Origin of the sequence: Streptomyces sp. NPDC006516 (genome assembly GCF_040611875.1) — a bacterium.
GTDB lineage: Bacteria > Actinomycetota > Actinomycetes > Streptomycetales > Streptomycetaceae > Streptomyces.
In genome coordinates this window covers 55,098-81,373 of record NZ_JBEXPD010000019.1, presented here as the reverse complement: position 1 = coordinate 81,373, position 26,276 = coordinate 55,098, and the positions used below count along the sequence as shown (strand labels likewise).

General features: G+C 68.6%; 20 protein-coding genes, 1 pseudogene and 1 CRISPR repeat array. Of the genes and pseudogenes, 9 read left to right on the top strand and 12 right to left on the bottom strand.

Translation table 11 applies throughout. The features are described 5' to 3' along the window. Positions 1-44: 44 nt before the first annotated feature. Both ABZY45_RS32735 and ABZY45_RS32730 read right to left on the bottom strand, forming a co-directional pair. Positions 45-449, bottom strand: coding sequence for a DUF5958 family protein (locus tag ABZY45_RS32735; RefSeq protein ID WP_356745927.1), 405 nt, complete (start codon positions 447-449; stop codon positions 45-47). 98 nt (positions 450-547) lie between these two features. Continuing rightward, a complete protein-coding gene (locus ABZY45_RS32730) occupies positions 548-1,852 on the bottom strand; it encodes a DNA-binding protein (protein ID WP_356745893.1) in 1,305 nt (434 codons plus the stop codon). Positions 1,853-2,162: 310 nt separating this feature from the next. Here ABZY45_RS32730 and ABZY45_RS32725 point away from each other — a divergent pair, with 310 nt between their 5' ends. From ABZY45_RS32725 to ABZY45_RS32700, 6 genes are all read left to right on the top strand, one after another. Continuing rightward, positions 2,163-2,666 carry an ATP-binding protein gene (locus ABZY45_RS32725; RefSeq protein WP_356745892.1) on the top strand — a complete coding sequence of 168 codons (504 nt, stop codon included), beginning with the start codon at positions 2,163-2,165 and terminating at the stop codon, positions 2,664-2,666. A gap of 86 nt (positions 2,667-2,752) precedes the next feature. Then, positions 2,753-3,493: a hypothetical protein gene (locus tag ABZY45_RS32720; RefSeq protein WP_356745891.1), complete on the top strand. Its 741-nt coding sequence runs from the start codon at positions 2,753-2,755 to the stop codon at positions 3,491-3,493. A gap of 245 nt (positions 3,494-3,738) precedes the next feature. After that, positions 3,739-4,539: a hypothetical protein gene (locus ABZY45_RS32715; RefSeq protein ID WP_356745890.1), complete on the top strand. Its 801-nt coding sequence runs from the start codon at positions 3,739-3,741 to the stop codon at positions 4,537-4,539. A 69-nt stretch (positions 4,540-4,608) separates the two neighbouring features. Next, on the top strand, positions 4,609-6,090 hold the full coding sequence (locus ABZY45_RS32710; RefSeq protein ID WP_356745889.1) for a radical SAM protein: 1,482 nt from the start codon (positions 4,609-4,611) through the stop codon (positions 6,088-6,090). Beyond that, a complete protein-coding gene (tmk, locus tag ABZY45_RS32705) occupies positions 6,087-6,740 on the top strand; it encodes a dTMP kinase (RefSeq protein WP_356745888.1) in 654 nt (217 codons plus the stop codon). The genes ABZY45_RS32710 and tmk overlap by 4 nt, the downstream gene beginning before the upstream one ends. Beyond that, positions 6,737-7,183 carry an NUDIX domain-containing protein gene (locus ABZY45_RS32700; protein ID WP_356745887.1) on the top strand — a complete coding sequence of 149 codons (447 nt, stop codon included), beginning with the start codon at positions 6,737-6,739 and terminating at the stop codon, positions 7,181-7,183. The genes tmk and ABZY45_RS32700 overlap by 4 nt, the downstream gene beginning before the upstream one ends. A gap of 193 nt (positions 7,184-7,376) precedes the next feature. Further along, a CRISPR array of direct repeats spans positions 7,377-8,137; the repeat unit is 29 nt; unit sequence GTGCTCCCCGCGCCCGCGGGGATGGTCCC. 34 nt (positions 8,138-8,171) lie between these two features. Here the strand turns inward: ABZY45_RS32700 and ABZY45_RS32695 are convergent. The 5 genes from ABZY45_RS32695 to ABZY45_RS32675 form a co-directional block, all read right to left on the bottom strand. Beyond that, positions 8,172-8,474, bottom strand: coding sequence for a hypothetical protein (locus ABZY45_RS32695; RefSeq protein ID WP_356745886.1), 303 nt, complete (start codon positions 8,472-8,474; stop codon positions 8,172-8,174). Between the two features lie 52 nt (positions 8,475-8,526). Beyond that, positions 8,527-9,768, bottom strand: a complete 1,242-nt coding sequence (locus tag ABZY45_RS32690; RefSeq protein ID WP_356745885.1) for an IS110 family transposase — start codon at positions 9,766-9,768, stop codon at positions 8,527-8,529. Between the two features lie 921 nt (positions 9,769-10,689). Beyond that, complete coding sequence (locus ABZY45_RS32685; protein ID WP_356745884.1) at positions 10,690-13,308, bottom strand: tetratricopeptide repeat protein; 2,619 nt, start codon at positions 13,306-13,308, stop codon at positions 10,690-10,692. Positions 13,309-13,317: 9 nt separating this feature from the next. Next, positions 13,318-13,830 (bottom strand): hypothetical protein, encoded by a 513-nt coding sequence (locus ABZY45_RS32680; protein ID WP_356745883.1) that lies wholly within the window; start codon positions 13,828-13,830, stop codon positions 13,318-13,320. Between the two features lie 196 nt (positions 13,831-14,026). Beyond that, positions 14,027-15,478: a tetratricopeptide repeat protein gene (locus ABZY45_RS32675; RefSeq protein WP_356745882.1), complete on the bottom strand. Its 1,452-nt coding sequence runs from the start codon at positions 15,476-15,478 to the stop codon at positions 14,027-14,029. Between the two features lie 2,358 nt (positions 15,479-17,836). Between ABZY45_RS32675 and ABZY45_RS32670 the strand changes: the two genes are divergently transcribed. Next, positions 17,837-18,358: a hypothetical protein gene (locus ABZY45_RS32670; RefSeq protein WP_356745881.1), complete on the top strand. Its 522-nt coding sequence runs from the start codon at positions 17,837-17,839 to the stop codon at positions 18,356-18,358. Between the two features lie 79 nt (positions 18,359-18,437). Continuing rightward, positions 18,438-18,974, top strand: a complete 537-nt coding sequence (locus ABZY45_RS32665) for a DUF4240 domain-containing protein (protein WP_356745880.1) — start codon at positions 18,438-18,440, stop codon at positions 18,972-18,974. A 216-nt stretch (positions 18,975-19,190) separates the two neighbouring features. Here the strand turns inward: ABZY45_RS32665 and ABZY45_RS32660 are convergent, their stop codons facing one another. After that, positions 19,191-21,695, bottom strand: a complete 2,505-nt coding sequence (locus tag ABZY45_RS32660; RefSeq protein ID WP_356745879.1) for a helix-turn-helix domain-containing protein — start codon at positions 21,693-21,695, stop codon at positions 19,191-19,193. Between the two features lie 155 nt (positions 21,696-21,850). Between ABZY45_RS32660 and ABZY45_RS32655 the strand changes: the two genes are divergently transcribed. Next, a complete protein-coding gene (locus ABZY45_RS32655; protein ID WP_356745878.1) occupies positions 21,851-22,117 on the top strand; it encodes a hypothetical protein in 267 nt (88 codons plus the stop codon). Between the two features lie 240 nt (positions 22,118-22,357). Here ABZY45_RS32655 and ABZY45_RS32650 read toward each other — a convergent pair whose 3' ends face one another. From ABZY45_RS32650 to ABZY45_RS32635, 4 genes and pseudogenes are all read right to left on the bottom strand, one after another. Then, complete coding sequence (locus ABZY45_RS32650) at positions 22,358-23,209, bottom strand: hypothetical protein (protein ID WP_356745877.1); 852 nt, start codon at positions 23,207-23,209, stop codon at positions 22,358-22,360. A gap of 334 nt (positions 23,210-23,543) precedes the next feature. Continuing rightward, a pseudogene (locus ABZY45_RS32645) lies at positions 23,544-24,027 on the bottom strand (IS5 family transposase); the annotation flags it as partial. A 311-nt stretch (positions 24,028-24,338) separates the two neighbouring features. Further along, positions 24,339-24,665: a hypothetical protein gene (locus ABZY45_RS32640; protein ID WP_356745876.1), complete on the bottom strand. Its 327-nt coding sequence runs from the start codon at positions 24,663-24,665 to the stop codon at positions 24,339-24,341. A 115-nt stretch (positions 24,666-24,780) separates the two neighbouring features. Beyond that, positions 24,781-26,253, bottom strand: a complete 1,473-nt coding sequence (locus tag ABZY45_RS32635) for a class I SAM-dependent DNA methyltransferase (RefSeq protein ID WP_356745875.1) — start codon at positions 26,251-26,253, stop codon at positions 24,781-24,783. Between the last annotated feature and the right edge of the window lie 23 nt (positions 26,254-26,276).

The following is a 26,276-nucleotide window of genomic DNA, read 5'->3' as shown; positions in this document are numbered from 1 at the left end:
GCGTACTCGTGGACCGACCAGCAGCTGTGAGCCGGAGCCCCAGATCACGCAGGGCTGACCGGCATCACACATGCGACATCGGTACGGCTTCTCGCCTCAGGGAAGCAAGTTGTGCCATGCGTGTCCGCAGGAGCCTTTGCAGAATGTCTGCCTGGGCGCGTGTCGGCGACGGAGAACACCGAGACGAGCACGCGGAACGCCTTGATGTGTTCGTCGGCGGGAAGGGCTGCGAACCCGTAGCGAGGTGGGTCCTTGCAGATCATCACCGAAGGGGTGGCCGTGGGCTTCACACCGGACCGGGCAACTCCCACCTGCCCGTCCGCTGCCGTGATGTGCGCCTGCATCGCGTAGCCGCCGACTTCCCGCAGCACAGCCTGCCGCTCCGCCGGGGGAAGCCCGGAGAACCAGGAAGACCCGTCGTCCAGCGTACGGAACGGCTCCCTCTTCATCACTGCTGACTCCCATGACCTCCCGATCCTTCCACGGCCCCGGGCGATGAACTCTGACGTTCAGCGCCTCGGCTTGCACGACGATTCCCGACGCCTGATCAGCTCTCCAGCACCGCCACCGTGCCGGCGCCGAGTTGGTGCTGCGCGCTTCGGGTGAAGTGCTCCAGACGCTCTCCGACCTCGGTGGCCAACGCCGCCTCGCGGAAGCGCGGGTTGGTCAGCGTACGGCGGACCTGCTGCGCCCGGGCGAGGAGGCCCGTCGCCCGTTGCTCGCTCGGCACGTCCCACACGTCGGTCAGGGCCTGGGCCGCCCCGTCGAGGTCGCCGCGCATCAGCCGGGCCGTCGCCAGATCGGCTGCCGCTCCACCCACCACGGGCAGCGAGCGAGTGGCCGGAGGCCTGGAGCTCACCAGTTCCAGAGCCCGCAGGGCCGCGGCCTCTGCCTGTCGCCCGTCACCGAGGAGCAGGCAGGTGGAGCCGTTCGACATGGCCAGACGTTCCTCGCTGAATCCGAACTCACCCCCCACCCCGTCGTGCAGGTCGTCCAGCGTGCCGTCGCCGGCCTCGGTGGAGATGGTCAGGGCTCGTTGCGCCGACGGCGTGTCCCCGAGGTGCCCGTACGCGCGGGCCTCGATGGCCGCAAGGCGACGGCGGGCGACGTCTCCGAGCCCCGGCAGCATGGCCGCCCGGCGGGCGTACTGCGCAGCCTCGGCGGGACGGCCGGAGAAGTAGGCGATGTAAGCGAGCGTGCCGCCGGCGTAGGCGCGCAGCGGATCGAACCGTGCGGTCTCTCCGTACAGGGCGGCCGAACGTGCGAGGCGTGTGGCGCCGTCGAACGAGCCCAGGTCGAACGCGGCCGTGGCGAGAATGGCGCACGCCTGTCCGGCAAGGATGAGGAGTTCCTGCTGCTGGATCGGGACCTGGGTGCGGTCCCGGTGCTGCTCGATCTCCTCCCGGAGGGTGCGCGCGGCACGGAGCACCTCGAAGGGGGGCAGTACGGCGTACCGGCGGGCAAGCCGGTGCACGTCCTCGCGCAGCTGTTCCACGGCGGTGTCGGAGATGGAGGCGGAGGCGGCAGCGCCTGCCTCGTTCTGGGCGTCGCGTGCGGTCATGTCGATCTCGGCTTCCAGGTTGTACGCGGGTGCGGGTGCATCAGGCGAGGGAGCCTGGAACAACTGCTCGACGTCGACACCGAACATGTCCTCGAGGACACGACACGCCTCAGCGGCGGGAAGCCCCTGGATCTTGCCGGAGGTCCAGCGCCTGAACTGCGCTTCGGACACGGTCAGATTCTTCACTCCGATCCGCTGACCTGCGGCTTCGAAGTTCTCGCGGAATTCCCGGTACGTCCAGCGCCGTCGCTCGACCAGCGCCTTGAGCACCGTCCTTGGAGTCTCACCCATGTTGTTCTCCTCGGCATCGGGCCTCGACGGCTACGGCGTGGGTCCGCCGCTCCCTCGGACCCAGGGGATACCGCCGGCCACGCGCAGAGCAACGCCGCCTGGCGAGACGACACTTCAACGCTACCCAGGTGCGCCCCCACTCACCTGAAAGAGCGCCAGATGCGGCCCTCCAGGACATGGCGGCGACACCCGGTCACGGATCACGCTGATCGCCTTCACCGAATGCATCGATGTGGTGACGCACGGCAGCACCTGCCGGGCAAGCGGCGGAGCACGCGACGGCGCCCCACGACCTGCGAAAGGACTGGGTATGACCGTGACCAGCAGGGTGGCCACAGCGCAGCAGCGCGTCAGCGGCACATCCCCCGATCGACGGCTTGCCACGTCCGGCCGGGGGATGGAGCTGGGCGTCCCCCGTACCTCCCGTCCGGGCGCGGGCGGCGCGGAGGAGGTGTCCGAGGAGGACATGCGCTGGCCGGGGCGCATCCGCCGCATCGGCCGGGCACAACTTCGCAGGTGGGATCTGGACGCTCTGTCCGAGCCCGTCGAGCTGTGTCTGAGCGAACTGGTCACCAACGCCATGCGGTACGGCCATGGTCCCGTCGTCCGCGTACGGCTCCACCAGGACGGCTCGCACCTCCTCATCGAGGTGACGGACGGATCCCCCGACAGAGCCGTTCTCAGCGTGGCCGGCCCCGACGAGGAGAGGGGGCGTGGTCTGGCCCTGGTCGACGCCATCGCCGACGCGTGGGGCGTCTCGGATGACGGCACGTGTACCTGGTGCCGTCTGAGTGTGCCGGAGAGGCAGTCGTGATCGCGGAGGCTCGCGTCCTTCAGCGGACGTGTCCCGGCAGCCGTCCGTCCAGCCCTGCCCCAGCAGTCCGCGAACGTGAACGCTCCATGAGCTCACCCCCCGAACGTCTCACCGAGACGCAGACGCAGACGCAGACGAGAGAGACGGAACACCCAGTGCCCTCGCCCGCTCAGCCGGCCGTCGTCCCCTTCATCACGCAGAGGAAGGGCGAGGAGGCCGCTGCCGACAATCTGATTCTGGTGCCCTCACGGCACGGGCGAGGCCGGTACCGGCTCTTCTACGAGGACGAGGACCCGAAGGACCGCGATCTACGCCAGGTTCTCTGGGGCCGCGTGTCGTTCAACGACGTCGACGAGCACAGACGCCCCACCGGGGAGCCGGAGTGGAAGCTCATGCACCCCTTTCGGCAGCGGATCACGATGGAAACCCTGCGCTGCCAGGTCTGCACCGCACCCGCAGCGACGGTGCTGGGCACCGTCTTCCTGGCCGGCGCCCATGACTACGAGCGCCGTGAGCCGCCGCTCCTGACCAACCAGCCCCCGGTGTGTCCCAAGCATGTCCGTACGGCCGCCGCCCTGTGCGCCCACCTCCGGAACGACCCCGTCGTGTTCCTGGCGACGAGCGCACCCCTGTACGGGGTCCTCGGAACGCTCTACGGCCTGGTCGACGGCAAGGTCGATGTCGTGACGCAGCCCAAGGAGCCCCTTCCCTACGGGCATCCGAACCTGCCCACCTTCCTCGCGTCACAGCTCGTCCGCAGGCTGTCCCGGTTCCGCGTGCTGACCGTGGGCCAACGGACACGGGAACTGGCCGAGCTCCCCACGTAGCCCGCTGTCCGGCGACCGGACGGCCCTCACACATGCGCCGAGCCGTGCCCGGCTCGGCGCCCTCCCCCCGACACCGTGCTCGCCGGCTCCGCCCTTCGGAATCGGCGGCCCCACGCCTTTTGGAAGGCATTCATGTCCCGACGCGCTCGCCAGGTGGCAGTGTTCCTGACGGCCATCGTTCTTCTGGTCGTCGCCGCCGAAGCCGGTGAGGACCACAGCACAACCGCACCTCTCAGGAGCTCTCCATGACTGTTCTGACGACCGATCACCCCGCCTGGACCGAGAACGGATCCGGCGGCCGTGCACGGGCCGTACGCACAGCCACGGGCCTCTGGGTCCTGTCATGGGACCAGGACGGTCTGCGCACGCGCTGTGTGGACGGCACCGAGGACGTGAAGCCGGAGTTCGTCACCACCAACCCGGACCGCCTGCCCGACCGCGTCCCGGCCTCGCTCAGGACGGCCCTGGACCGCGTCGGCGCCTCGCAACGCCTTGCCAACCCGTGGCTGTGGGACGCGATCACCACGGCGATCCTGCGCCAGGTCGTACGAGCAGGACAGGCCCGCAAGCTCTACCGGCAGTGGTGCAAGACCCACGGGACCACGGTCGAAGGCCCGTTCGGTGAGCTCACCACCGCCCCTACGGCCGCACAGGTCCTCGCCCTGTCGGACGAGCAGTTCGACGGCATCGGAGCCAAGTTCCACCGCAGCGTGCTGCGCTCGGCCGCCGAACGCTACGAGCTGCACGCCGCCGACTGGACGGGCATGAAGGCGCCCGAGCTCGCGGCCGCGCTCACCACCATCCCCCGCGTCGGCCCGTGGACCGCCGCGGCAGCCGCGACCGACTTCACCGGTGACTTCAGCGTCTACCCGCACGACGACCTCGCCGTCCGTACGTGGGCCGCGCAGGCTGCACCCCACTACCCCTGGCCGGACAAGAAGGACAAGGGGTTCGGCCCTCTCTGGACCGGCTGGGCCGACCCCGACCGTACTGCCCTGCACACCCTGACCCTTTCCACGCTCACCTGGGGCTCCCATGCCCGCTGAACTGGAGGATCGATGCGGTTAGCTCTTCTTTCAGGCGCAGACCCCACGCACGCACTCGACGCCGTCTTCGTGAACGCGCCCCTGCGCGACTACGCCAGGCGCCCGAGGACCAATGACTACACGCTGCCGGTGCTGGGCATGGCGTACATCGCCACGTACGCCCAGCAGGCCGGCTTCAACGTAGGGGTGCTCGACGCGGAGGCCCACGGCCTGGGTATCGCCGAGACCGCCGACCTCGTCAACGCGGCACGGCCCCGGTGGGCGGCCATGAACCTCCTCGCCCCCACGTACGAGATGTCCGCGCGCATCGCGGGCCGGCTCGACCCCGACATCGCCCTGATGGCCGGCGGACACCACGCGAAAGCGATGCCCGACCGGATCCTGGCCGACCCACGCATGGCCAACCTGCGGGCCCTCGTGCTCGGAGAGGGAGAGCTGCGTGTCGCGGCGCTGCTGGAGGACGAGCAGCGCCGCCGCGAACTGCCCGGCGTCCTCTGGCGGGACCGGCTGCTCGGCACCCGTGCCGCCGGCATCCCGGCGGGCAGACCGGACCCGCGGCTGCTCGGCCCGGACATCGACAGCCTGCCGTACGTGAACCGCGCCTTCCTGCCGCAGGACCCGTACCGGGCCGCGCCCACGGCCACGGACCGGCGCCTCGCCCTGAGCCGCGGCACGGACCTGCTGGGGACGGCCGCCCGCACCGGCCACGTGGAGGCGAACATCGTCGGGAGCCGTGGCTGCCCGTACAACTGCACCTTCTGCGGAGCCGCCGTCAGCGCCAACCCGGACCTCAGCATCCGCGTGCGCTCCCCTGAGAACATCATCGGCGAGCTGGACCAGCTGCACGACGAGCACGGGGTGACGGCCTTCCGGTTCGTCGACGACCTGTTCCTCGGCGCGGGCCGGGTCATCGACGAGCAGATGACCGCCTTCACGCGGAACCGCATCGGCGAGCGCTACGTGTGGGACGCCACCGGCCGCATCAACGTCCTCGACCGGCTCGGCGACCGCGAGCTCGACCGCCTGGTGCAGAACGGGTTACGCGAGGTCGCTCTCGGCATCGAGTCCGGCAGCGACCGCGTCCTCCGGACGATGGACAAGCGGATCGACGCCGAGATGACCGAACGCGTCGCCCAGCGCCTGGTCGAGCACGGCATCGGCGTGAAGGGGTACTTCATCCTCGGATTCCCGGGCGAGTCCCACGACGACCTCGATGCGACCGTCCGTCACATCCACCGCCTCTGGGCCGTCGCCGACAGCAACCCGGGCGACGTACGCGCCAGCGTGTTCGAGTTCCGGCCCTACCCCGGAACACCGATCTGGACGACCCTCACCGACGCCGGCCACAGACCCGACGACCTCCTGGCCTACGGGGACGTCGACCTCACCGCTGACGGCGCCGACGAGTCCATGCGTCAGCGCGACGAGTTCAACTTCTCGGTCGGCATCCAGTTCGGTGACGTCCCCCTGGCCGAGGTCCGCTCCACTCTGGCCGCGCTCACACGGGAGCAGCACCAGCGCAACCAGACCGCCCAGGGAGCTGCGGCGTGAGGCCGGGACGCGGGGCGTTCATCACGATCGACGGCCCGAGCGGCGTAGGGAAGTCCACCACCGTCGAGGCCCTGCACGCCGAGCTGGCCGCACGGGGGATTCCCGTACACGGGACCGTTGAGCCCACCACCAGCGACCTCGGCCGCTTCATCAGGGCCCACTTCAGCCACATCCGCGGGCATGCTCTGGCCTGCCTGGTCGCGGCCGACCGGTACGAGCACGCCGAGCACGAGATCAGGCCCCGGCTGAGCGCCGGCGACACCGTGATCAGCGACCGGTACATCGCCTCGACGCTCGTCATGCAGCAGCTCGACGGGGTGCCGCTGAAGTTCCTGCTGGACCTGAACGCGAACGTGCTGATGCCGGACCTGGCGGTCATCCTGACGGCGGAACCCGGCCTCATCGCCGAACGGATAGCCGCGCGCGGCCCCCAGAACCGCTTCCATCGCGACCCGACCGCGCCCCGCCGCGAGGTCGCCCTCTACACGGAGGCGGCCCAGACCCTGATGACGGCGGGTGTGCGGGTGCTCGTCGTGAACACCGGTGAAGTCACCCCGACGGAGGTTGCGGCCACAATCGCTGCCGCGGTCCGCGGATCGTCGATAGCGTCGGCTGCTTCACCGCAGTCGACACCATCCCAGGGACCATGACACCGGAACCACTCGCAGAACCCGTCATCGACACCCACGTCCTCCTGCGCGCGGGAGACAAGCTGCTGTTCTCCCAGCGCGGCGGCCCGTACGGCTACGGCCGCTGGCACATGCCCTCGGGCAAGCTCGACCGAGGCGAACCCCTGCGAGCCGGGGCCGCCCGCGAGCTGCTGGAGGAGACCGGCGTGACGGTCGACCCGGCGCACCTGCGGATGGTGCACGTGGTGCACCACCGGCAGAGCGCCGAGGTCGACCGGATCGGCTTCTTCTTCGAGGCCACCCGGTGGAGCGGAGAGCCCGTGAACAGGGAACCGGAGAAGTGCCTCGGGCTGGAGTGGTTCAGCGTCCACGAACTGCCCGAGGACATCATCGAGTACCCGGAGAAGGGGCTCCTGGCGTATTTGGAAGGCGACGGGGCGCTCACGGAACACGGGTGGGAGTAGCAGGCCGTGGCAGGCTGAATCAGGAGGAGTTCCAGGCACTCTCTGCGGGCCGAGAGGCGGTGATGACCTCAAGCCTCAATAGCGGATGAGTAGTCTCCGGATCGCCAGTACAGCCGAAAGACGCATTTTGTCGGAATCGGTGAAAGTTATGCAGAACGGCTCTCCCGGATGACAAACTCGCAGCTCAGCAAGAGTGCTCCCCGCGCCCGCGGGGATGGTCCCCACACGTTGGGAAGTGGCCATTCGATGCCGGAGTGCTCCCCGCGCCCGCGGGGATGGTCCCGACGCCTTGGCCGCAGCAGCTGTGGAGCAGCAGTGCTCCCCGCGCCCGCGGGGATGGTCCCCGATCGAACGTCGACTCGGTCGGCTCCCAGTTGTGCTCCCCGCGCCCGCGGGGATGGTCCCCGGGGAGGCGGAGGCCCGGACGAAGTCGACCAGTGCTCCCCGCGCCCGCGGGGATGGTCCCAGCGTCACGATCCACGGGTCCACGCACGACCCGTGCTCCCCGCGCCCGCGGGGATGGTCCCGTGGCCGTTCACCGGGTCAGTGTGCTGGCCGAGTGCTCCCCGCGCCCGCGGGGATGGTCCCCATGGCGATCAGCCACCACGTCGCGTGGTGCTGTGCTCCCCGCGCCCGCGGGGATGGTCTTACCCGCCGTACTTGTTGATGAGGTAGAGGTCGGTGCTCCCCGCGCCCGCGGGGATGGTCCCCTCCCCGGACCTCTGTGCCACGGCGTCATCGAGTGCTCCCCGCGCCCGCGGGGATGGTCCCTCAACTAGTTGAGTTCCGCTGGGGTCGATTAAGTGCTCCCCGCGCCCGCGGGGATGGTCCCGCCTCCGCCGGGCCGCCCTGCTGCGCCTCGTCGTGCTCCCCGCGCCCGCGGGGATGGTCCCACGTGGTGGCGTCTCGACGAGGTCGCGGGCAGGTGCTCCCCGCGCCCGCGGGGATGGTCCCCTCTTCTGGTTCCACAGAAAGACACCTCATGTTGTTAAGCCGTCAAGCCGCCGCCCCATCTCCCCCGTAGAACCTCGGCCCAGTCGCCGGCTTCGGGACCGGGATCTTCCCACTGTGGTACCGGGTTGGGAGCCGTCTCGATCAGGTGAACGAGCGTCCAGGCGACGCCGTAGCAGTCGTCGGGACCGAAGCAGGTGGCCAGGGCAGTCGCCTCTTCGGACGTGACAGGACGGGAGATCGTCCTCAGTTGGCGTTCACGCCGGTCGATCTCTTCCTCGCTCGCGTCCCAGTCGGGAAGCGGTCCGTCGGCAACGAAAGCCTGCACTTCGGGTCTCATGGCCGAATGATCGTCTCCCCTGCCGCCCGTGGACAATCTGCCCCGTTCTGCTTCACGCAGTGGCTGCTCCTGCTGGCTGGGGCTCTGCAGGGAAGGCGATCGCTTCATCGAACGGAACCCCTGCCAAGAGGCAGTGGTGGAGCTGGCCGAGCATGCGGTTGAAGAGGTGCCGCAGCGCCTGCATGTGCCAGTCCCCGCCAGTCCGTCGTCGCCGGTAGTGGGCGTCGGCGCCGGCCGAGCCGCTGAGGGAGGCGAAGGCCCAGAGGTGGCTGACGTGGTTGAGCCGGTTGTTCTTGACGAACCGGCGTCCGACGTAGTGGCGCTTGCCGGACGCGCGGGTGATGGGGGCAGCGCCCGCGTATGCCTTCAGCCCTCCGGCGGTGGCGAACCGGGTGCGGTCGTCGCCGATCTCAGCGAGGATCCGTGCGCCGATCTGGGGGCCGATGCCGGGGAAGCTCAGCATGATCGTGGCGTCAGGATGGGCTCGGAAGGCTTCCGCCGTGGCTTCGCCGAGATCGGCGACTGCTTCGCAGGCGGCGTCCAGCTGCAGAAGCAGGGCCGCGGCCTGCTTGCCCATCGCGTCTTCAACCAGCGGGACATGGTGCGGGGCTTCGCGGCGGAAGAGCTGCTGCAGTCGCTCGGCATCGGCCTCGATGTTCCTGCGGCGGCCGGCCCGTTTCATCATGGCCGTCAAGCGCCAGAGCGGCAGCTTGGCAGCTAGCGCGGGCGTCGGTGCCACCGCCAGGATCCGGCGGGCGTCCGGGCGGGCCAGACCGCCCTGCTTGTCCTTGAACGCCTCCAGGAACGCCGGGAAGTACTCACGCAGCAGGGAACGGAGCTGGTTGCAGAGCTGCTGCCGGCTCCAGACCGCGTCCTGCTGGGCTCGGGCCAGGACGGCCACGGCCTGGGCCAGATCGGTGTCGGCGGGCAGCGGCCGGTGCATCGGCATGTCCGTGCGGATGATGTTGGCGAGCACGAGCGCGTCGCCGGGGTCAGACTTCTTGCGGCTCACCCCGTGGCGGTCGCGGTAGCGGGAGGCCGCCATCGGATTGACCGCGAAGATCTGCCGAGGCCCCTGCCTCAGCGTGGCGACCAGCAGGCCGCGGCTGGTCTCGATCGCGACCGGGATCGGCGCCTCGGCGGTGTCCCCGTGCTCGGCCAGGAGGTCCAGCAGCAAGCGGTAGCCGTCCAGGTCGTCGCCGATGCGGCACTTGGCCAGCAGCTTGCCGGTGCCGTCGATGATCGCGACGTCGTGGTGTCCCTCCGCCCAGTCGATCCCGCAGAACACGTCCATGGATCCCGCCCCTTCGCCGGTGCTGTTCTCGAACGCGAGCACACGGGGCCCGGCGCACTAATTCCAGGACTCCAAGGTCCGCCACCTCATCAGCCGTGCGCGGCACCGCAAGGCCGCACGGGCGCACGCCGTGTCCAGAGCTCAAGGCTCGTGAGGAAGAACGCGTCACCATGCGGCAGCTCATCCATCGAGGATCCCGAACCCGAGGGGCCCGCGGGGGCAGAACGTGCGAGGACCGGCCGGCGCCCAGCGCCACCAGTCTTTGCAAAGACCTCGCACGGTCGGAGGTGTCGTAGGGGTCACCACGGCACCGACCGGACCACACACGTCCTGCCCCGGGCTGGACAACGCCGCCCCGGGCCCCTCAGAGATCCAGAACCTCTAATTACTAACGAATTAGAGGTGTCGGTCGTGCTCCCCGCGCCCGCGGGGATGGTCCCGGGAAGGGCGCACCCCTCCTCTCCCAGAATGCGTGCTCCCCGCGCCCGCGGGGATGGTCCCACGTCCGCCTGCATCGGCCGATCGTGGTCGGAGTGCTCCCCGCGCCCGCGGGGATGGTCCCGAGGGTTGCGCCTTCGCCGGCGGCGACGACGCGTGCTTCCCGCGCCCGCGGGGAGGGTCCCCCAGCCCAGCAGTCGCCCGTCACGGTCGCTGACGTGCTTCTCGCGCCCGCGGGGATGGTCCCTACCCAGGCTTCCTGATCACGCGCACATACGAGTGGTCCCCGCGCCCGCGGGGATGGCCCCAGGTACGAGAGCTGGCAGGTCTGCACAACGTGGACGCGCGAGTATGACGCCGACGCCGAGGGCCGACACCGTGGGCCACCCCCGCAGGCGCCGGGAGCTCAGCGACCGCGTGCCGCACAGCGACATCGGCTCGGACAGTGTTGCGGCTGGCGCCGCACGTGTGGCGGCTCGGGAGCTATGCGCCCGGGCCCGTCCCCGCGCCAGCAGATGGTTCACCGTCTGAAGCGGGGTAGGGCCTCGTGGCCAACTGCTCTTCCAGGAACTCTGTGCTGTCCGCGTGGGCTTGGGAAGCAGCGGCTTCCTCGTCCGCGCCCACCCGGCGGTACGCGTTGGCGGACTCGAGCCAGGCCCCACGTACTTCGCCCGGGTTGGCACCGGCAGTGGCCAGGGTTGTTGCGAGCTCACCCCACGCCTCCCCTGTCCGGAACCAGTCCTGCGTCTGGGCCAGCATGGATGCAGCCCGCCGGCCGGCCTCCACGGCCTCGTCGAAATGCTCCAGCCCTCGGTAAGTGATGCCGAGGTTGTTCCAGACGTCGGCCTCACTGTGGGTGTCGCCGGCCTGCTGGAACAGGACGCGGGCGGTTGTGTGGGCGTCGTGGGCTTCGTCGAAGCGGCGGAGTTCCCTGAGCGTGCTGCCGATGTTGTTCCAGGTGCCGGCTGCGCTGTGGGTGTCGCCGGTCTGCTGGTGCAGGGTGCGGGCGGTTTCGTGGGCGGTGAGGGCTTCGTCGAAGCGGTGGAGTTCTTGGAGTGCGAGGCCGATGTTGTTCCACGCGGTGGCTGCGCCGTGTGTGTCCCCCGTCTGCTGGAACAGGGTGCGGGCGGTTTCGTGGGCGGTGAGGGCTTCGTCGAAGCGGTGGAGTTCTTGGAGTGCAGTGCCGAGGTTGTTCCACGCGCCGGCTTCGCTGTGGGGGTCGCTGGTCTGCTGGTAAAGGGTGCGGGCGGTTGTGTGGGCGGTGAGGGCTTCGTCGAAGCGGCGCAGTTCCTGGAGTACGACGCCGAGGTTGTTCCAGGCGGCGGCCTCCCCGTGGGTGTCGCCGGTCTGCTGGCAATAGGTGAGGTCTGTCTGGTGGGCGGTGAGGGCTTCGTCGAAGCGCCGCAGTTCCCGGAGTACCAGACCGAGGTTGTTCCAGGCGTTGGCTTCGCTGTGGGTGTCGCCGGTCTGCTCGGAGAGGTTGCGGGCGGTTTCGTGGGCCTGGAGAGCTTCGTCGAAGCGGCGTAGCTCTTTCAGCGCGATGCCGAGGTTGTTCCACGCGCCGCATTCGTTGCGGGTGTCGTTGAGTGTTCTGCAGGCGTCGAGGGCGAGGGAGCGGACCACGACGAGGTCCTGGAGACGCCGACGCCATTCCAGATAGCGGCCGAGGGCGAAACCCAGGTCGAGGCCGGCCTGGAGGGTGGTGTGGGCGGTGGCGATCAGGTTCTCACGCTCGGCGTCGAACCAGGCCAGCGCGCGCTCCCGGTCGGGGAACTGGGATGACACCGGACCACCTGGGGGGCGCAGATGGGTCTCGGCTGCCTCGGCACGCTCTGTGTAGTACTCGATGAGCCGGTGGTGGGCCTGGTCGTAGCGGCGGCGCGGGACGCGGCCGCGTGCCATGACCGCTTCGGCTTGTTCGTGGGCGTAGGCGCGTAGCAGGTCGTGCATCTGCCACCGGCCGCGGACCGCCGGGTTGCGCTCGATCAGGTGGCTGGCGGCGAGTCGGCCCAGGAGGCGTTCGGTGGCCGGCTGGGGCTGGTCGGCAAGGACGGCGGCGGCCGGGGTGGAGATGTCGGGTCCCGGGTTGAGGGAGAGCAGACGGAACAGATCTTGTTCCTGCGGCAAGAGCCGGTCCAGGGACTGGTCGAACATGGCTCGCAGGCTGCGTTCCCCGTCGTTCAGCCCGTCCAGGACACCTTCGGTCCGAGTGAGGGCGTCTGCGCGCTCGGACAGCGGCTGACCGGGGTCCTGGGCCAGGAGCGCCGCGGTGATCTGCAGGGCCAGCGGCAGACACCCGCACGCCAGCGCGACCCGCTCCGCCGCGCCCGGGTCCTCCTCGACCCGCACATCACCAGGATCGTTGCTTTTCAGCGCCGCTTCCAGAAGGGCGACGGCGTCCTCGGGCTGCAGACGGTTGACGGTCCGCAGCCGGCCGAGCCCGGGAAGACTGTGGCGGGAGGTGACGAGCATCCCGTGAGGCCCTGGCGGCAACAGGGGCTGCACCTGACCGACGGCGGAGGCGTTGTCGGCGACCACCAGCAACCGCTCACCCGCCTTCTGCCGCAGGTGCAACTGCGAGCGGTACAAAGCCTCCCGGCCGGCCCCAGGCGACGGCAGATGCTCGGGCCGCACCCCCAGCGACCGCAGCAACGCCTCCAGGGCGTCCGCCGCCTGTGCGGGGTGAGGGTCGTAACCGCGCAGATCGACCAGCAGGACACCGGTGAACCAGCCCCGCCGCTGTGCGGCATGGCCCGCGGCGTAGGCCAGGGTGGTCTTTCCGACCCCGCCCCAACCCGACAAAACGGCCACAGCTGGCCCGTCATCGCGACCACCGGGATCCAGGACACCCAGAATGAACGTCAGGTCATCCGCACGCCCGGTGAACTCCCGCGGCAGTGCCGGCAGGGCATCCAGCGCGGTGGGGACGGGCGCGTACTGCTGTACGTACGTCTTCGCGGTCAAGGAGCCCTGTCCCACCACCTGGCTGCCCTCGAACTGGGCACCCCTGAAGTCGTTCCGGACTGCGGTGTCCGTCCGCCTCTGGCCCCCGCCCTTTCCGCTCTTCTTACCCTTGCGCTTGGTGCCGCTCTTGCCCCCCACGACGCTGTCCTACTTGTCGTAGTTATTCGTCACGGTCATGTTCCCGCTGCCCAGCACCTGACTGTTCGTGAACGTCGCACGGCTGAAGTCGTTGTGCACCGTCCCTTCCGGCTTGGCAGCCTCAGCCTGGGCAACCAGCGCCTGCAGTTCCGCCACCACCTGCTGCTGCTCCGCCTCGGGCAGCTCCTCAAGCAGGGTTTCGAGGCGGGTCTGCCACCGTGCAACCTGCGCGATCTCCACCCGCTGCGCCTCTTCGCCTTCCCGCGCGGCATCGAGTACGGCCTGGGTCTGGTCCAGGCGCTCCAGTTCCGCCTGCTCGCGTCCGGCTTCCCCGCGACCGAAGAGCCGGGCGAATCCGCCACGGATCCCGTTCCACGCGTCCGTTCCCGCAGCCTGCACGATCGCTCCGCCTCCGGCAGCTGCGACAGCGACGAGTCCCTCGACCAACATGTCATCCCCCACATCACGAGAAAGGACCATCAGCGTAGTTCGACCACACGCCGTTAACAGCCAGTTCGTCACAAGGGCCCCTGGCGAGGGCGCTGAGCTGTCACTTGCTCAGCTGGTCGCGCGTCGGCCCAGACTTTCCCCTTGTCCCACCGGTCGACCGACCTGGCTGTGTGGGTGGTGGATCGGGCGGCTGGTGGAGGCGTGGCCTCGAACGCAGCAGTGCTTCGTTTGCCCACCTTCGTTCCCGCACAGGCAGTCAGGGAGGGTATCAACCGGCTTCCGACGCCGGCTCACCTTCGAAAGCCGGGAAGGCACCGGCGGGCGACTGCCCGTTCACGGTCTGCGCGTTGTCTGCGTGGGCCTGGGATGCGGCGGCTTCCTCGTCGGCGCCCGCCCGGGTGTACGCGGTGGCGGATTCGAGCCAGGCCTCACGCACTCCGGCCGGGTCGGTGCCGGCGGCGGTCAGGGTCGTGGCCAGCTCACCCCATGCCTCCCCTGTCCGGAACCAGTCCTGCACCTGGGCCAGCATGGCAACAGCCCGGCGGCCTGCTTCCACGGACTCCTCGAAACGCTCCAGCCCTCGATACGTGATGCCGAGGTTGTTCCATGCGTCGGCTTCGCGGTGGGTGTCGCCGGTCTGCTGGAACAAGGTGCGGGCGGTGGTGTGGGCATCGTGGGCTTCGTCGAAGCGGCGCAGTTCTCTGAGTGTGGTGCCGATGTTGTTCCAGGCGGTGGCTGCGCCGTGGGTGTCGCCAGTCTGTTGGCAATGGGCGAGGTCGGTTTGGTGGGCGGTGAGGGCTTCGTCGTAGCGGCGCAGTTCTTTGAGTGCGGTGCCGAGGTTGTTCCAGGCAGTGGCTTCGCCGTGGGTGTCGCCGACCTGCTGGTAGAGGTCGCGGGCGGTTTCCTGAGCGGTGAGGGCTTCGTCGAAGCGGCGCAGTTCCTGGAGCGCGGTGCCGAGGTTGTTCCAGGCCTTGGCTTCGCCGTGGGTGTCGCCGACCTGCTGGTAGAGGTCGCGGGCGGTCTCGTGTGCGGTGAGGGCTTCGTCGAAGCGGCGCAGTTCCTGGACTGCTATGCCGAGGTTGCTCCAGGCGGTGGCTTCGCCGTGGGTGTCGCCGGTCTGCTGGAAGAGGTCGCGGGCGGTTTCCTGAGCGGTGAGGGCTTCGTCGAAGCGGCGCAGTTCCTGGACTGCTATGCCGAGGTTGTTCCAGGCGCCTGCTGCGCTGTGAGTGTTGCCAGTTTGCTGGTAGAGGTCGCGGGCGGTTTCGTGTGCCATGAGGGCTTCATCGAAGCGGCGCAATTCCTGGAGCGCGAGGCCGAGGTTGCTCCAGGCGCCGGCTTCATTGGCAGTGTCTTTGAGGGTGGTGCAGGCGTCGAGGGCGAGGGAACGTACCACCACGAGGTCCTGAAGACGCCGCCGCCATTCCAGATAAGGGCCGAGCGCGAAGCCGATGCCGCGACCGGCATGCGGGGTGGTGTGGGCGGCGGCGATGAGGTTTTCGCGTTCGGCGTCGAACCAGGCCAAGGCATCCTCCCGGCTGGTGAACCGGGAGGAGAGCGAGCTGCTCGGAGGGGGGAGGTGAGTGTTGGCTGCTTCTGCGTGCTGGATGTAGTGGCCGATGAGCCGGTCGCGTGCCTGGTCGTAGCGGCGGCGCGGGACGCGACCACGTGCCATGACCGCTTCGGTCTGTTCGCGGGCGTAGGCCCGCAGTAGGTCGTGCATCTGCCACCGGCCCCGGACCACCGGGCTACGGTCGATGAGGTGGCTGGCGGCGAGGCGCCCCAGGAGGCGTTCGGTGCCGGCTGGGGCTGGTCGGCCAGGACGGCGGCGGCCGGGGTGGAGATGTCGGGTCCCGGGTTGAGGGAGAGCAGACGGAACAGATCTTGTTCCTGCGGCAGGAGCCGGTCCAGGGACTGGTCGAACATGGCCCGCAGGCTGCGTTCCCCGTCGTTCAGCCCGTCCAGGACACTCTCAGTCCGAGCGAGGGCGTCTGCGCGCTCGGACAGCGGCTGGTCGGGGTCCTGGGCCAGGAGCGCCGCGGTGATCTGCAGGGCCAGCGGCAGACACCCACATGCCAGCGCCACCTGCTCAGCGGCCTGTGGATCCTGCTCGACCCGCAGGTCGTCAGGATCGTTGCCCTTCAGCGCCGCTTCCAGCAGGGCGACGGCATCCTCGGGCTGAAGATGGTTGACGATCCGCAGCCTGCCGAGCCCGGGAAGTCGATGCCGGGAGGTGACGAGCATCCCGTGATGCCCCGGCGGCAGCAATGGCTGAACCTGCGCGAGCGCGGAAGCATTGTCGGCGACCACCAGCAACCGCTCACCCGCCTCCTGCCGCGCGTTCAACTGCGACCGATACAAGGCCTCCCGCCCCGCCCCGGGCGGCGGCAGATGCTTCGGCCGCACACCCAAAGACCGCAACAACGCTTCCAGAGCGTCCTCGGCCTGCGCAGGGTGAGGGTCGTAGCCGCGCAGGTCCACCAGCAGAACACCGGTGAACCAGCCTCGCTTCTGCGCGGCGTGCCCGGCCGCGTAGGCGAGAGTGGTCTTCCCGACCCCGCCCCACCCCGACAACACAGCCACCGCGGGCCCGTCGACACGGTCAGGATCCAGCACACCCAGAACGGACGCGACGTCGTCCTCACGCCCCGTGAAACCCACCGGCGGCTGCGGCAACGCATCCAGCGCGGTGGGCACTGGGGCGTACCGCTGCACGTACGTATTCGCGGTCATGGATCCATGGCCCAGCACCTGGCTACCCGAGAACCGTGCACCACGGTAATCATTCGGGGCCCTGTTGGCGTCTGCCACCGCCCCTTGCGCCTGGTTCGGCTTCGTGACCTTCCCGCCCTCGCGGCTCCTCGCGCCCTTCTTGCCCTTGCGCTTGGCACTGCTCTTGCCCCCCACGGCGCCCTACCTGTCGTAGTTGTTCGTGACCGTCATACTGCCGCTACCGAGGACCTGGCTGTTCTTGAACGTCCCCCGCCCGAAAACGTTGTGCACGCTCTGCACAGGTTCGCGGCCTCGGCTTGCGCGATCAGAGCCCGCAACTCCACCACCACCCGCTGCTGCTCCGCTACCGGCAAATCCTCCGGGAGCGTCTCCAGACGTGTCTGCCACCGGGCAACTTGCGCAATTTGCACCCGCTGCGCCTCCTCAGCCTCTCCGGCGGCCTCGAGCACCGCTCGGGTCTGGTCCAGACGCTCCAGTTCCGCCCGTTCACGCGCTGTGTCACCACGGCCGAGGAGGCAAACGACGCCGCCCCGGATCCCGTCCACGTGTCCGTTTCCACGGCCTGCACCACGCCGCTGCCCCCGGCAGCCGCGGCAGAGATGAGCCCCCGACCAACATGGCATCCCCCCAATTCCGCGGAAATGGACCACCAGCCTAATCCGACCACACCACCAGCCTCAGCCGCTTTCCAATTCCGTGTCCGGCCCATGTGGACGTATGCCGAGGGGCCCGCTTCCGCGATCTGCATGCGCTGACGGCGCGACCGCCTACGAAGACCGAGCCGGTCGGCGGGGGACGGGACCCGACTGGGCGGCGCCCCGCCCCCGGGAGTGAGGGTTTGCGGAACATCAAGGTCAAAACGTGCGCACGGCCGCGTGTTCAGGACCGAGAATCGGTGCTACGCACACCAGGGAGGCACCGCCGTGATGGACAACCTGCTCTTTGATGAGCCGATCGGCTCGATAGCCGTCAGCCCTCGGGACGACAGCCTGCTCCTACTCAAGGCCCTCGGTACCCACACGCTCCAGCTCACGTTGGACGTCCACACGCCGAAGGCGCCGGAGGCGGGTCGCGTGCTGATTCTGCAGACCAGCCTCCACGCCCCCCACGCTCACGGCATGCCCATCGTCCTGGCCGCCTCGAACGCCACCCTCGCCTTTCGGCCCGACCAGCGCACCGACCACAGATTCACCTACACGTTGACGAGCGCTCAGCTGCGCGCATTGGAGGCGAACCGCTCTGGCGACCTGCGCCTGGAGATCGCCATTCGCGCGGTGCTGCCTCAGACCGCCGTCGGCCTCTACCCCGGAAGTACGGACATCCGGCTCTGTCTCCCCGTCGCCGACCGTTGCACCAGCACCGCCGGCTCGCGATCCTCCGCCGGGTCCTCAACGACGATTCCCTGCCCCTGCGGGCCCGGGTCGCCGCCGCGCTCGTTCTCCTCTACGCGCAGCCCGTCAGCTGTATCGTCCGCCTCACCATTGACGACATCACCGACGACGAGACCACCGTCGCCGTCCGACTGGGAGACCCGCCGTCCCCGCTGCCGGAGCCCGTCGCCGACCTCATGCGGGCCTACATCCAGGCCCGGCAACATCTGCCCTACGCCAGCAGCAGGAGCTCGCAGTGGCTCTTCCCCGGCCGTCAGCCCGGGCAGCCCATGAACCCGGTCAGCCTCCAGGTCCACCTCCGAAAGATCGGCGTCCCGCCGCAACGAGGCAGGAGCTCCGGGATCCGCCAGCTCGTCCTCCAAGCCCCGGCACCCGTCATCGCGAGGGCACTCGGCTACCACGACAAGACGGCCACCCGCCTGGTCACCGAAGCCGGAGGAACCTGGAGCCGATACGCACCCGGCGACCACACACGCTGACAAACCCGACGTGGCGGCTCTGATGGGCAAGTTCCCGCCATCGGCCCGATGTCAGTACTGGGTGGCATGCTCTGCCTCCATGAACAAGCAGCAGTTCTGGCAGCTCATTGAGGCAGCCCGCGATCAGGCGTCCAACTCGAACGACGGCGAAGCGGTCGCTCGCGAGGCGACCTCGCTGCTGGCCTTCCGTCCGGTCGAGGAGATCGTCGCGGCTGAGCAGGCCCTGTGGGACCTGATGGTTGACTCCTACACCAATCCTCTGTGGGCCGCTGCTTACATCGTCAACGGTGGGTGCTCAGACGACGGCTTCGACTACTTCCGCGGCTGGCTGATCGCGCAGGGCCGTGAAGCCTTCGAGCGCGTAGTCGCTGACCCCGATGCCCTGGCAGAACTGCCCATCGTTCAATCCTCCGCAGCCAACGGCATCGACCTGGAGGGTGAGGACATGCTGGGCATCGCCTGGAACGCACACATCTCGGCGACCGGTGATCAGCTCCCCCCAAGCTCACCCACCATCCGCTACCGGGAGCTGGACCCCACCTGGAACTTCGATTTCGATGACCACGACGAGATGACTCGTCGACTGCCCCGCTTGGCAGCTCTCTATCTGGAGTAAGCGGAAGCTCTCAAGTCACAAGACGAGGTCAAACAGCGGAAAGTGAGACTCCCGGAGCATCACTGCCTGTCACTTCATCAGCCCATGAGCACGTCTCGGCTGACGAATACGCGACACCTCAACATGTGGGCCTACCAGTCTCGACCCCCGAGAAGGCGTCGCACATGCTCACGCGGGTGGCGAAGATTTTGAGGTCGCCATTGGTCTTCTTGGGCCTCAGGGCCTGATCAGCTTCTTCAGGTCGGCGGCTCGGGGGTCGCCAAGCGTGGCCAGGCCCTCTATGGCCCACACGCGATATAAACCATGCAGGCTGGTGTCGGTAGCGAGGTTGGCGTAAAGGTCGGCGGCTCGGGGGTCACCGAGCGCGGCCAGTGCATGCACCGCCCCTACGCGGTACATGCCGTAGGGAGGAAGGCCTTCTTGAGCAGCGGCTATCGCGGCGGCGAGGCCACTTCGATGCGGATCACCGGAGAGGCCGGTGTCGGTGGCGAGGTTGGCGTACAGGTCGGCGGCTCGGGGGTCGCCCAGCCTGGCAAGGCCCTCTACTGCCTCCAGACGACGATCACCATAGATCCCGGCGTCGGCGGCCAGGTTGGCGTACAGATCGGCAGCTCGGAAGTCGTCGAGCGCGGCGAGTTCCTGGGCCGCCGCTACGCGGAAGCCGCCGACAGTGGTGTCGGTGGCGAGGCTGGCGTACAGGTCGGCTGCTCGCGAGTCACCGAGCTGAACCAGTGCCCGAACCGCGTCCACGCGCCGTGCGGGGTAGACGGCGGTGTTGGTGCCGGTGGCGAGGTTGGCGTACAGGTCGGCGGCTCGCGAGTCGCCGAGCTGAACCAGCGCTTCGATTGCCTCCAAGCGGTCATCGCCGACGAGGGTCCGTTCGGTGGCCAAGTCCGCGCACAGGTCTGCGGCCGCGTGGAGAACATCGCCAGGGATGAGAGTGCCCAGCTGTGACTGCTCAGCGATGAATTTGCAGCCGTCCAGGCCCGCGCGCAAGGAGGCCAGCCGAGCCAGATAGCGGGCACCGATGTCGGGGTTGCTCCGGTGAGCGGTATCGAGGAGGAAGCCGATAAATGAGGAGTCTCCATGTGGGCTCCGCCAGAATCTCCATAACCACAGACGCGGTTTGACGCCTGGTGCGTCGCCTGACAGCCGGCTGAACAGCCCGTATCGCGCAGGAATGTGAAACGCCTTCTGCAGGGCAAGGGCGGTGCTGTCCGGATCGCGTGTTGCGTCGTAGGCTGCGAAATATTCCAGAAGGGTCTGGTGGAGGAAGACGAGCTCACCGGCGCGGATGGTGAACAGACCGCTGCGGCGGAGGCTGGTATCAAGGAACGCGAGCCATTCGTCGGCCGGTACGCGCGAGGGGCGTTGTGCCTCCGGCCTGGATTCCAGGATGGTGACCACCGGACTGTTGTTCCCGCGATGGCGCTCGGCCGCCAGGTGAGCGATGAGATCCTGGAGGTGGTCGAGCGTGTGCTCGGCTTTGGCCACCGCATTGCGGCCATAGCGTTCCAGGCCGGCACAGAGCTGGGTCCGGATTCCCGTGGGCCCGTCTGCGTACTGGTGCTTGTGCAGCAGGTCGATGAAGTCGCGGTAGATCTGGCCGCGGCCGGCGGGCAGAGGCGTGTCAGGGGCAGCGGCGTGGACCTGGCAGAGCATGGAGGTCATCAGCGGGATCCGGGCCAGATCGGCCAGCCCGGCGCGAGCAAGGTCCTGAACGAAGCGTTTGGCGGTGTCCTCCGGTTCAGCCAGGCCGAGAGCGCCGAACCAGGAACCCGCCACATGCTCCACGTCAACGGCGTCGAAGGACTGGAGTTCCAAGCGGGGCACGGCGTGACCCAAGAGGTCGAGTTCAGTCGTGGGCAGCGGGCGGGTGGCTACCACGAACCGGTAAAGATCGGCCTGATCGCCGGTCGCGATTGCGTTCAGGGTTCGCAGAATCTCTTTGCGGGCCACCGGGTCGGCGACCTCATCGAGACCGTCCACCAGCACCAGCCAGCGCACGCCGGGCTGCGGCGGGACACCGAAGAACGCCGGCGGTAGCTCGTCCGTCAGGCCGTACGAAGCGAGTTCTGCAGTTGCGGCTGAAGCCAGGGCCTGGGTCAGCGGCGGCCCGGACAGAGCCGCTGCTGGAACAAGCACGGGTACCACGCTGTCACCGCGGCCCTGAAGCCAGCGTTCGACCACGGCGGCGAGGTGAGCGCGGAGCAAGCTGGACTTGCCACCGCCAGGGCCGGCGAGGATCACGCATGTCTGTGCGTCCGAAAGAACAACGCCGGCTGGCAGCGATTCGCTCCGAGGCCGGGGCGGGGCGTCAACTCCGCCGTGGCTGCCGGATTCGAGCCGCGGGTGCGGGGTGACCTGCTGGTGCAGGTAGACGGTGGCGAGCGGTGGTACCGCACCGGGTATGACGCCTGGGTAGGGATGCTCGCGGGCCGCGCGCTGGGCGGCGGCCAGGAAAGTGTCGAGACGGCGGGTCCGCACATCGGCCCGGTCCCTGAGCTGGTGGAGCTCCTCCAACGCCTCCCCGCTGATTTTCAACGAGGCAGCCAGTAGTTCGAGGGTGGTGACGCCCGGCACGGATTTGCCGTTGAGGATGTTGCTGACCGCCCCGGTGGAAACCCGGGCGGCGGTGGCGAGGTCGGACTGACGCATCTTGCGGTCGATCATGGCTCTGCGAAGACGTTCAGCCAGCTCCGTGTGCGCGCCCCCTTGCAAGGCATCCCCCTAAGCGCCGAGTGCAGTCGTCGACCTCGTGGTTCGTCCTCGTTCACATCAACCCTATGAACGCCCGACAAGGCTATCCCTGTAATCAACAGGCCGGCCGGCCCTCGTCCAAACCGTCACCAACGGACCGCGAGGAGATACCACTGATGGACCTTCACCTGGCTCTCGTAGCCGCACCCGTCGTCCTCGGCCTACTGGCCCGCCTGGCGCGGCGCCCGCAGGCCGCGTTGGCCGATCTCGCACGCAGCCTGCGTGATTTGATCACCTTGCGCATGGTGCTTCGGGACACCGACCCCGACCAGCGGGCTGATCTCCTCAGTGCCCACCGTGCCTGGCGGGCCGACCCCACCAGCCGCGCGCGCCGCATCCCGTCGCAGCGCACGCGGCGAACATCGACCAGCTCGCAAGGATGATTCGAGAGTCACGGCTCGCCGAAATCGTCCTCCTGCAGCCCCGGGCCCGCGCATAGCTCGCTTCCCGGGGCTGCAGGCTGGGTGGAGGCACAGCGGCTGGGAAGTTGGTGGGTCGAACTGGGGGTGGGGAGAGAGTGGCGAGGGGATTCCACGGCGGCGATCTGCTCGACCGCGTGGTCGAGGTAGAGGCTGATCCACAGCACGACGGCGTTGAGGGCCAAGCCGAGCGCGCCGAGCTGGTCAGGGGCGCGACAGGAGCAGCGCGCCGGGGCGCAGTGGTGCGCCGAAGACTTGCAGGACGAGGTTGCGGTGGGCGGAGTGCAGGGTGCGTACGGCGGCCCGGGTCAGTCCGGGCTTGGGGGGTTCTTCGCCGCCCCGGGGGCGGCCCGGTTTCGTGGGGATCCACAGGTAGCCGGGGTCGCTGCCTTCGAGCTGCTGGGTGATGCCGGCGCGGACGTCCAGCCAGCGGCGCAGGATGTCGGCGGTGTCCTTGTCGAGCGGCTGGGGCACGGTGTCCAGGCTGATCTGAGGGAAGGGCCGGTGTGCCAGGTCGACGTCTGCGACGTCCAGGCGGTGCAGCTCGGGTACGGAGCGGCCGGTGGCGGCGACGAGGGCGGCCACTGCGGCGGTGCGGATTGCGGTCGCGGCGTTGGAGCCGACGGGGCGCTTCACCGCGAGGGTTCGCAGCAGCTTGTGGGACTCCTCGGGTTCCAGCCAGTCGCCATGGGCGGCAGGGGGCGTCTCCAGCCGCAGGGAGAAGCCGAGGTGCTCGGCGAAGGAGTTCCAGGTCTGGATGCGGGCGCGCTGGGTGTTGCTGGCGGCGACGGCGTTGGGCCCGGTCAGGGTGTTGCGGGTCCGGGTCCTGCCGGCAGCAGCGGCTGCGAGCCACGCTTGGGCGCGGGTGAGGTCCATGAGCTCGTCGACGGGGAGGGCAGTGGCCTGTTCCTCGCTGAGCGCGTGTTCCAGGTACTCGTCGAGGAAACGGGCGCGCAGTCGTCGGGTCTCGTACACGTATCCGCGGGCTTCGAGCGCGTCGAGGAACTGGCCGATGGCGACGGAGGCATCGACCTGGCGGGTGCGGGCGGACGGCATGCGTCCCAGCGTACGGAACCAGTGTCATGGATCTGGATAACAGCAAGAAGCTACACAACCCTCCCTCCGTGTTCTGCTGCAGCTTTGTGTCGGTCCGTGTCGAACCGAATCGCAACGTCTCGGTTCGACACGAGCATCACGCCCCACCGTCGGCTCCCCGGAACGGACCTTCGCCCTCTGGGGGTTGGCCCAAGCTTCTTGCTGTTATCTCCCATCTGAAGGGTCGGCGCCCACGAATAGGGCTGTCAGCAGCCAGTAGAGGCCGCGCGCGCCATCCGGGGAACCAACGTGCAGCCGTGCGCCTCGGCCTGCTCATTAGGAACTGTTTCTCGGATCATGTCCTGAGCCAGATCATGAGGGCCGCGAGTGTGACGGTGCCGAGGTAGACGTAGGCGCGTTTCTCGTAGCGGGTGGCGGCGGCCCGGCAGCCTTTGAGGCGGTTGATGGTGCGTTCGACGGTGTTGCGTTTCTTGTAGCGCTCGCTGTCGAAGCCGGTGGGGCGACCGCCTCGGGAGCCTCGGTTCTTGCGGTGTCTTTGCTGGTCGAGACGTTCGGGGATCGTGTGCGGGATGCTAAGTCGTCGCAAGTAGCGGCGGTTTCTGCGGGAGGTGTAGGCCTTGTCCGCCAGGACACGGTCGGGCCGGGTGCGGGGCCAGCCGACTCCGGTTCGGGGCACCCGTACCTGCTCCAGGACCCGCTCGAGCTGGGGTCCGTCACCGTAGTGTCCGGGTGTCAGGACGAAGGCGAGCGGCCGGCATCGTCCCTCCGCGACGAGGGATCTTGGTGGTGAATCCTCCGCGGGACCGTCCCAGACACTCGCCGATCTGACCGGCGCCCGGTTCCAGCGGCTGACCGAGGCCTTCGTCGCCGCCCAGGGCGTGTTTCTCGACGCCTGCCGCGAGGACCTAGCATATTCGGCGCGGCGGTGGCAGCTGATACGGCGGTACAGGGAACACCGTTTCCTGCACGCCCGCCCCTGATGCTGCGTCCACATTCCACCCATTCGGTAAACACGTTGACAACATGCCGGACAAGGTCGCCGGCTCCCTCCGCACCGCCGAACTGGACGACGCCGAATGGTGTCGCCCGTGAAGGCGGTGACGCAGCGGGTCTGACGGCGCCGCCCGGGTTACCCCTCCACCTTGATCCCGATCGCCGGGTTCAGGTCGTCCAGCTTGACCTCCAGGCCAGCCGGGGCGTGCAGCAGCGCCGCGGCGATGAACGCGCCGTTCGTGACGTACATGCCGGTCACACGCTCCATCGCATGCTTGAGGCCGTACGAGGAGCTCTCCGCCGACACAGTCAGCCAGGTCTGCTCAGCGATCCAGGCGTAGGCAGCCTGAACCTCGTCGAGAAGGACAGGCTTCGGGGCGAAGGCGCTTGAGCCGTATCCGCTCGCGCTCAGGTTCGGGTGGGCGACGCTGAGGGCGTTGAGGTCGGCCTGTGTGATGGTCATTTCGACTTACCTTTGCGTTAGTTGGACTCCGGACATTGTGTCCCACCTGAGCGAGTGGGACGGCGAAACCCGGTTTCAGTCGACATCCCTGCGCCCTCCGAGGCGGTCTGCAGGGTCAGGCCTCGCTTGTTTCCTTGGCCTCCAGAGCATCGGCGACGGCCGCGAACTCTGCCAGGGCAGCGGTGAGGTCTTCGACGATCTCGCGGGCGATCACGTCGGGGGCAGGCAGGTGGTCGAGGTCCTCAAGAGACTCGTCCCGAAGCCAGATGATGTCCAGGTTGACCTTGTCACGGGCGATCAACTGGTCGTAGGTGAACGACCTGAATCGCTCGGACTCCTCACGGGGCTGACCGGGCTTGGCAAACTGGACGAAGTCGTCCAGGTGTCCGCGGGTCAGTGGGTTCTTCTTGGGCGTGAAGCGCTGGTTGGTCCGCAGGTCGTACACCCACGTCCTGGTGGTCCATGGGGTCTCACTGGCCGGCTTCTTATCGAAGAACAGCACGTTCGCCTTCACCCCCTGGGCGTAGAACACCCCGGTGGGCAGACGCAGGATTGTGTGCAGGTCGAAGTCGTCCAGCAGACGTCGGCGCAGCGCCTCCCCGGCCCCGCCCTCGAACAGCACGTTGTCCGGCAGCACCACTGCGGCTCGGCCGTTGATGTCTAGGATCGTCATGATGTGCTGCAGGAAGTTGAGCTGCTTGTTGCTCGTGGTGACCGCGAAGTCGTGGCGCTCGATCTCCCGGTCCTCGCGGGCCTCCCTGCCGTCGGTGCCCACCATCGTGATCGAGGACTTCGTGCCGAAGGGCGGGTTGGCCAGCACAACCGACCAGCGCTTACCGGGGTCGTCGATCAGGGCATCCTTGACCTCGATCGGCGACTTGCCCTTGGCATCACCCATGCCGTGCAGAAGCAGGTTCATGGCAGCCAGGCGTGCAGTGCCGTCCACGATTTCCACGCCGTGCACGAACGACGCCTTGAGGTGTTGACGCTGTTCGGGGTTCATGCGTGCGGCGTCCTGGGAGGCGTACTCGTGGGCTCCCAGCAGGAACCCACCCGTGCCGCAGGCCGGGTCGACCACCGTGTCCTCCACGGTGGGCCGCACGATATCGACGATCGCGGAGATGACCGACCGCGGCGTGAAGTACTGGCCCGCTCCCGACCCCTTGTCGCTGGCGCCCTTGGACAGGAGAGCCTCGTAGGCGTCGCCGTTGAGGTCACCGCCGCCCGACCATGTCTCCTTGTTAATCAGGTCATGGATCAGCCGCTTGAGGATCGCCGGGTCCTGCACCCGGTTCTGCGCCTTGCGGAAGATCGTTCCCAGCATGCCCGGCTGGCGGCCTAGCCCTTGCAGGATCAGCGTGTACTGGGTCTCCAGGGCCACCCCCTCGGTGTCCAGCAAGCGCTGCCAGGAGTACTCCTCGGGGACGATCTGCTCGGGCCTGAGCGGCCGGTGGGCACGTTCGTGCGCCATCTTCAAAAACAGCAGGTAGGTCAGCTGCTCGGTGTACTCCAGCACGCCCACCCCGGCGTCCCGCAGCACTCCCGCGTACGTCCACAGCTTGTCTACCAGCCGGCGAGTGTCCGCCACGTTGTTTCCTTCCCTGCCCAAGG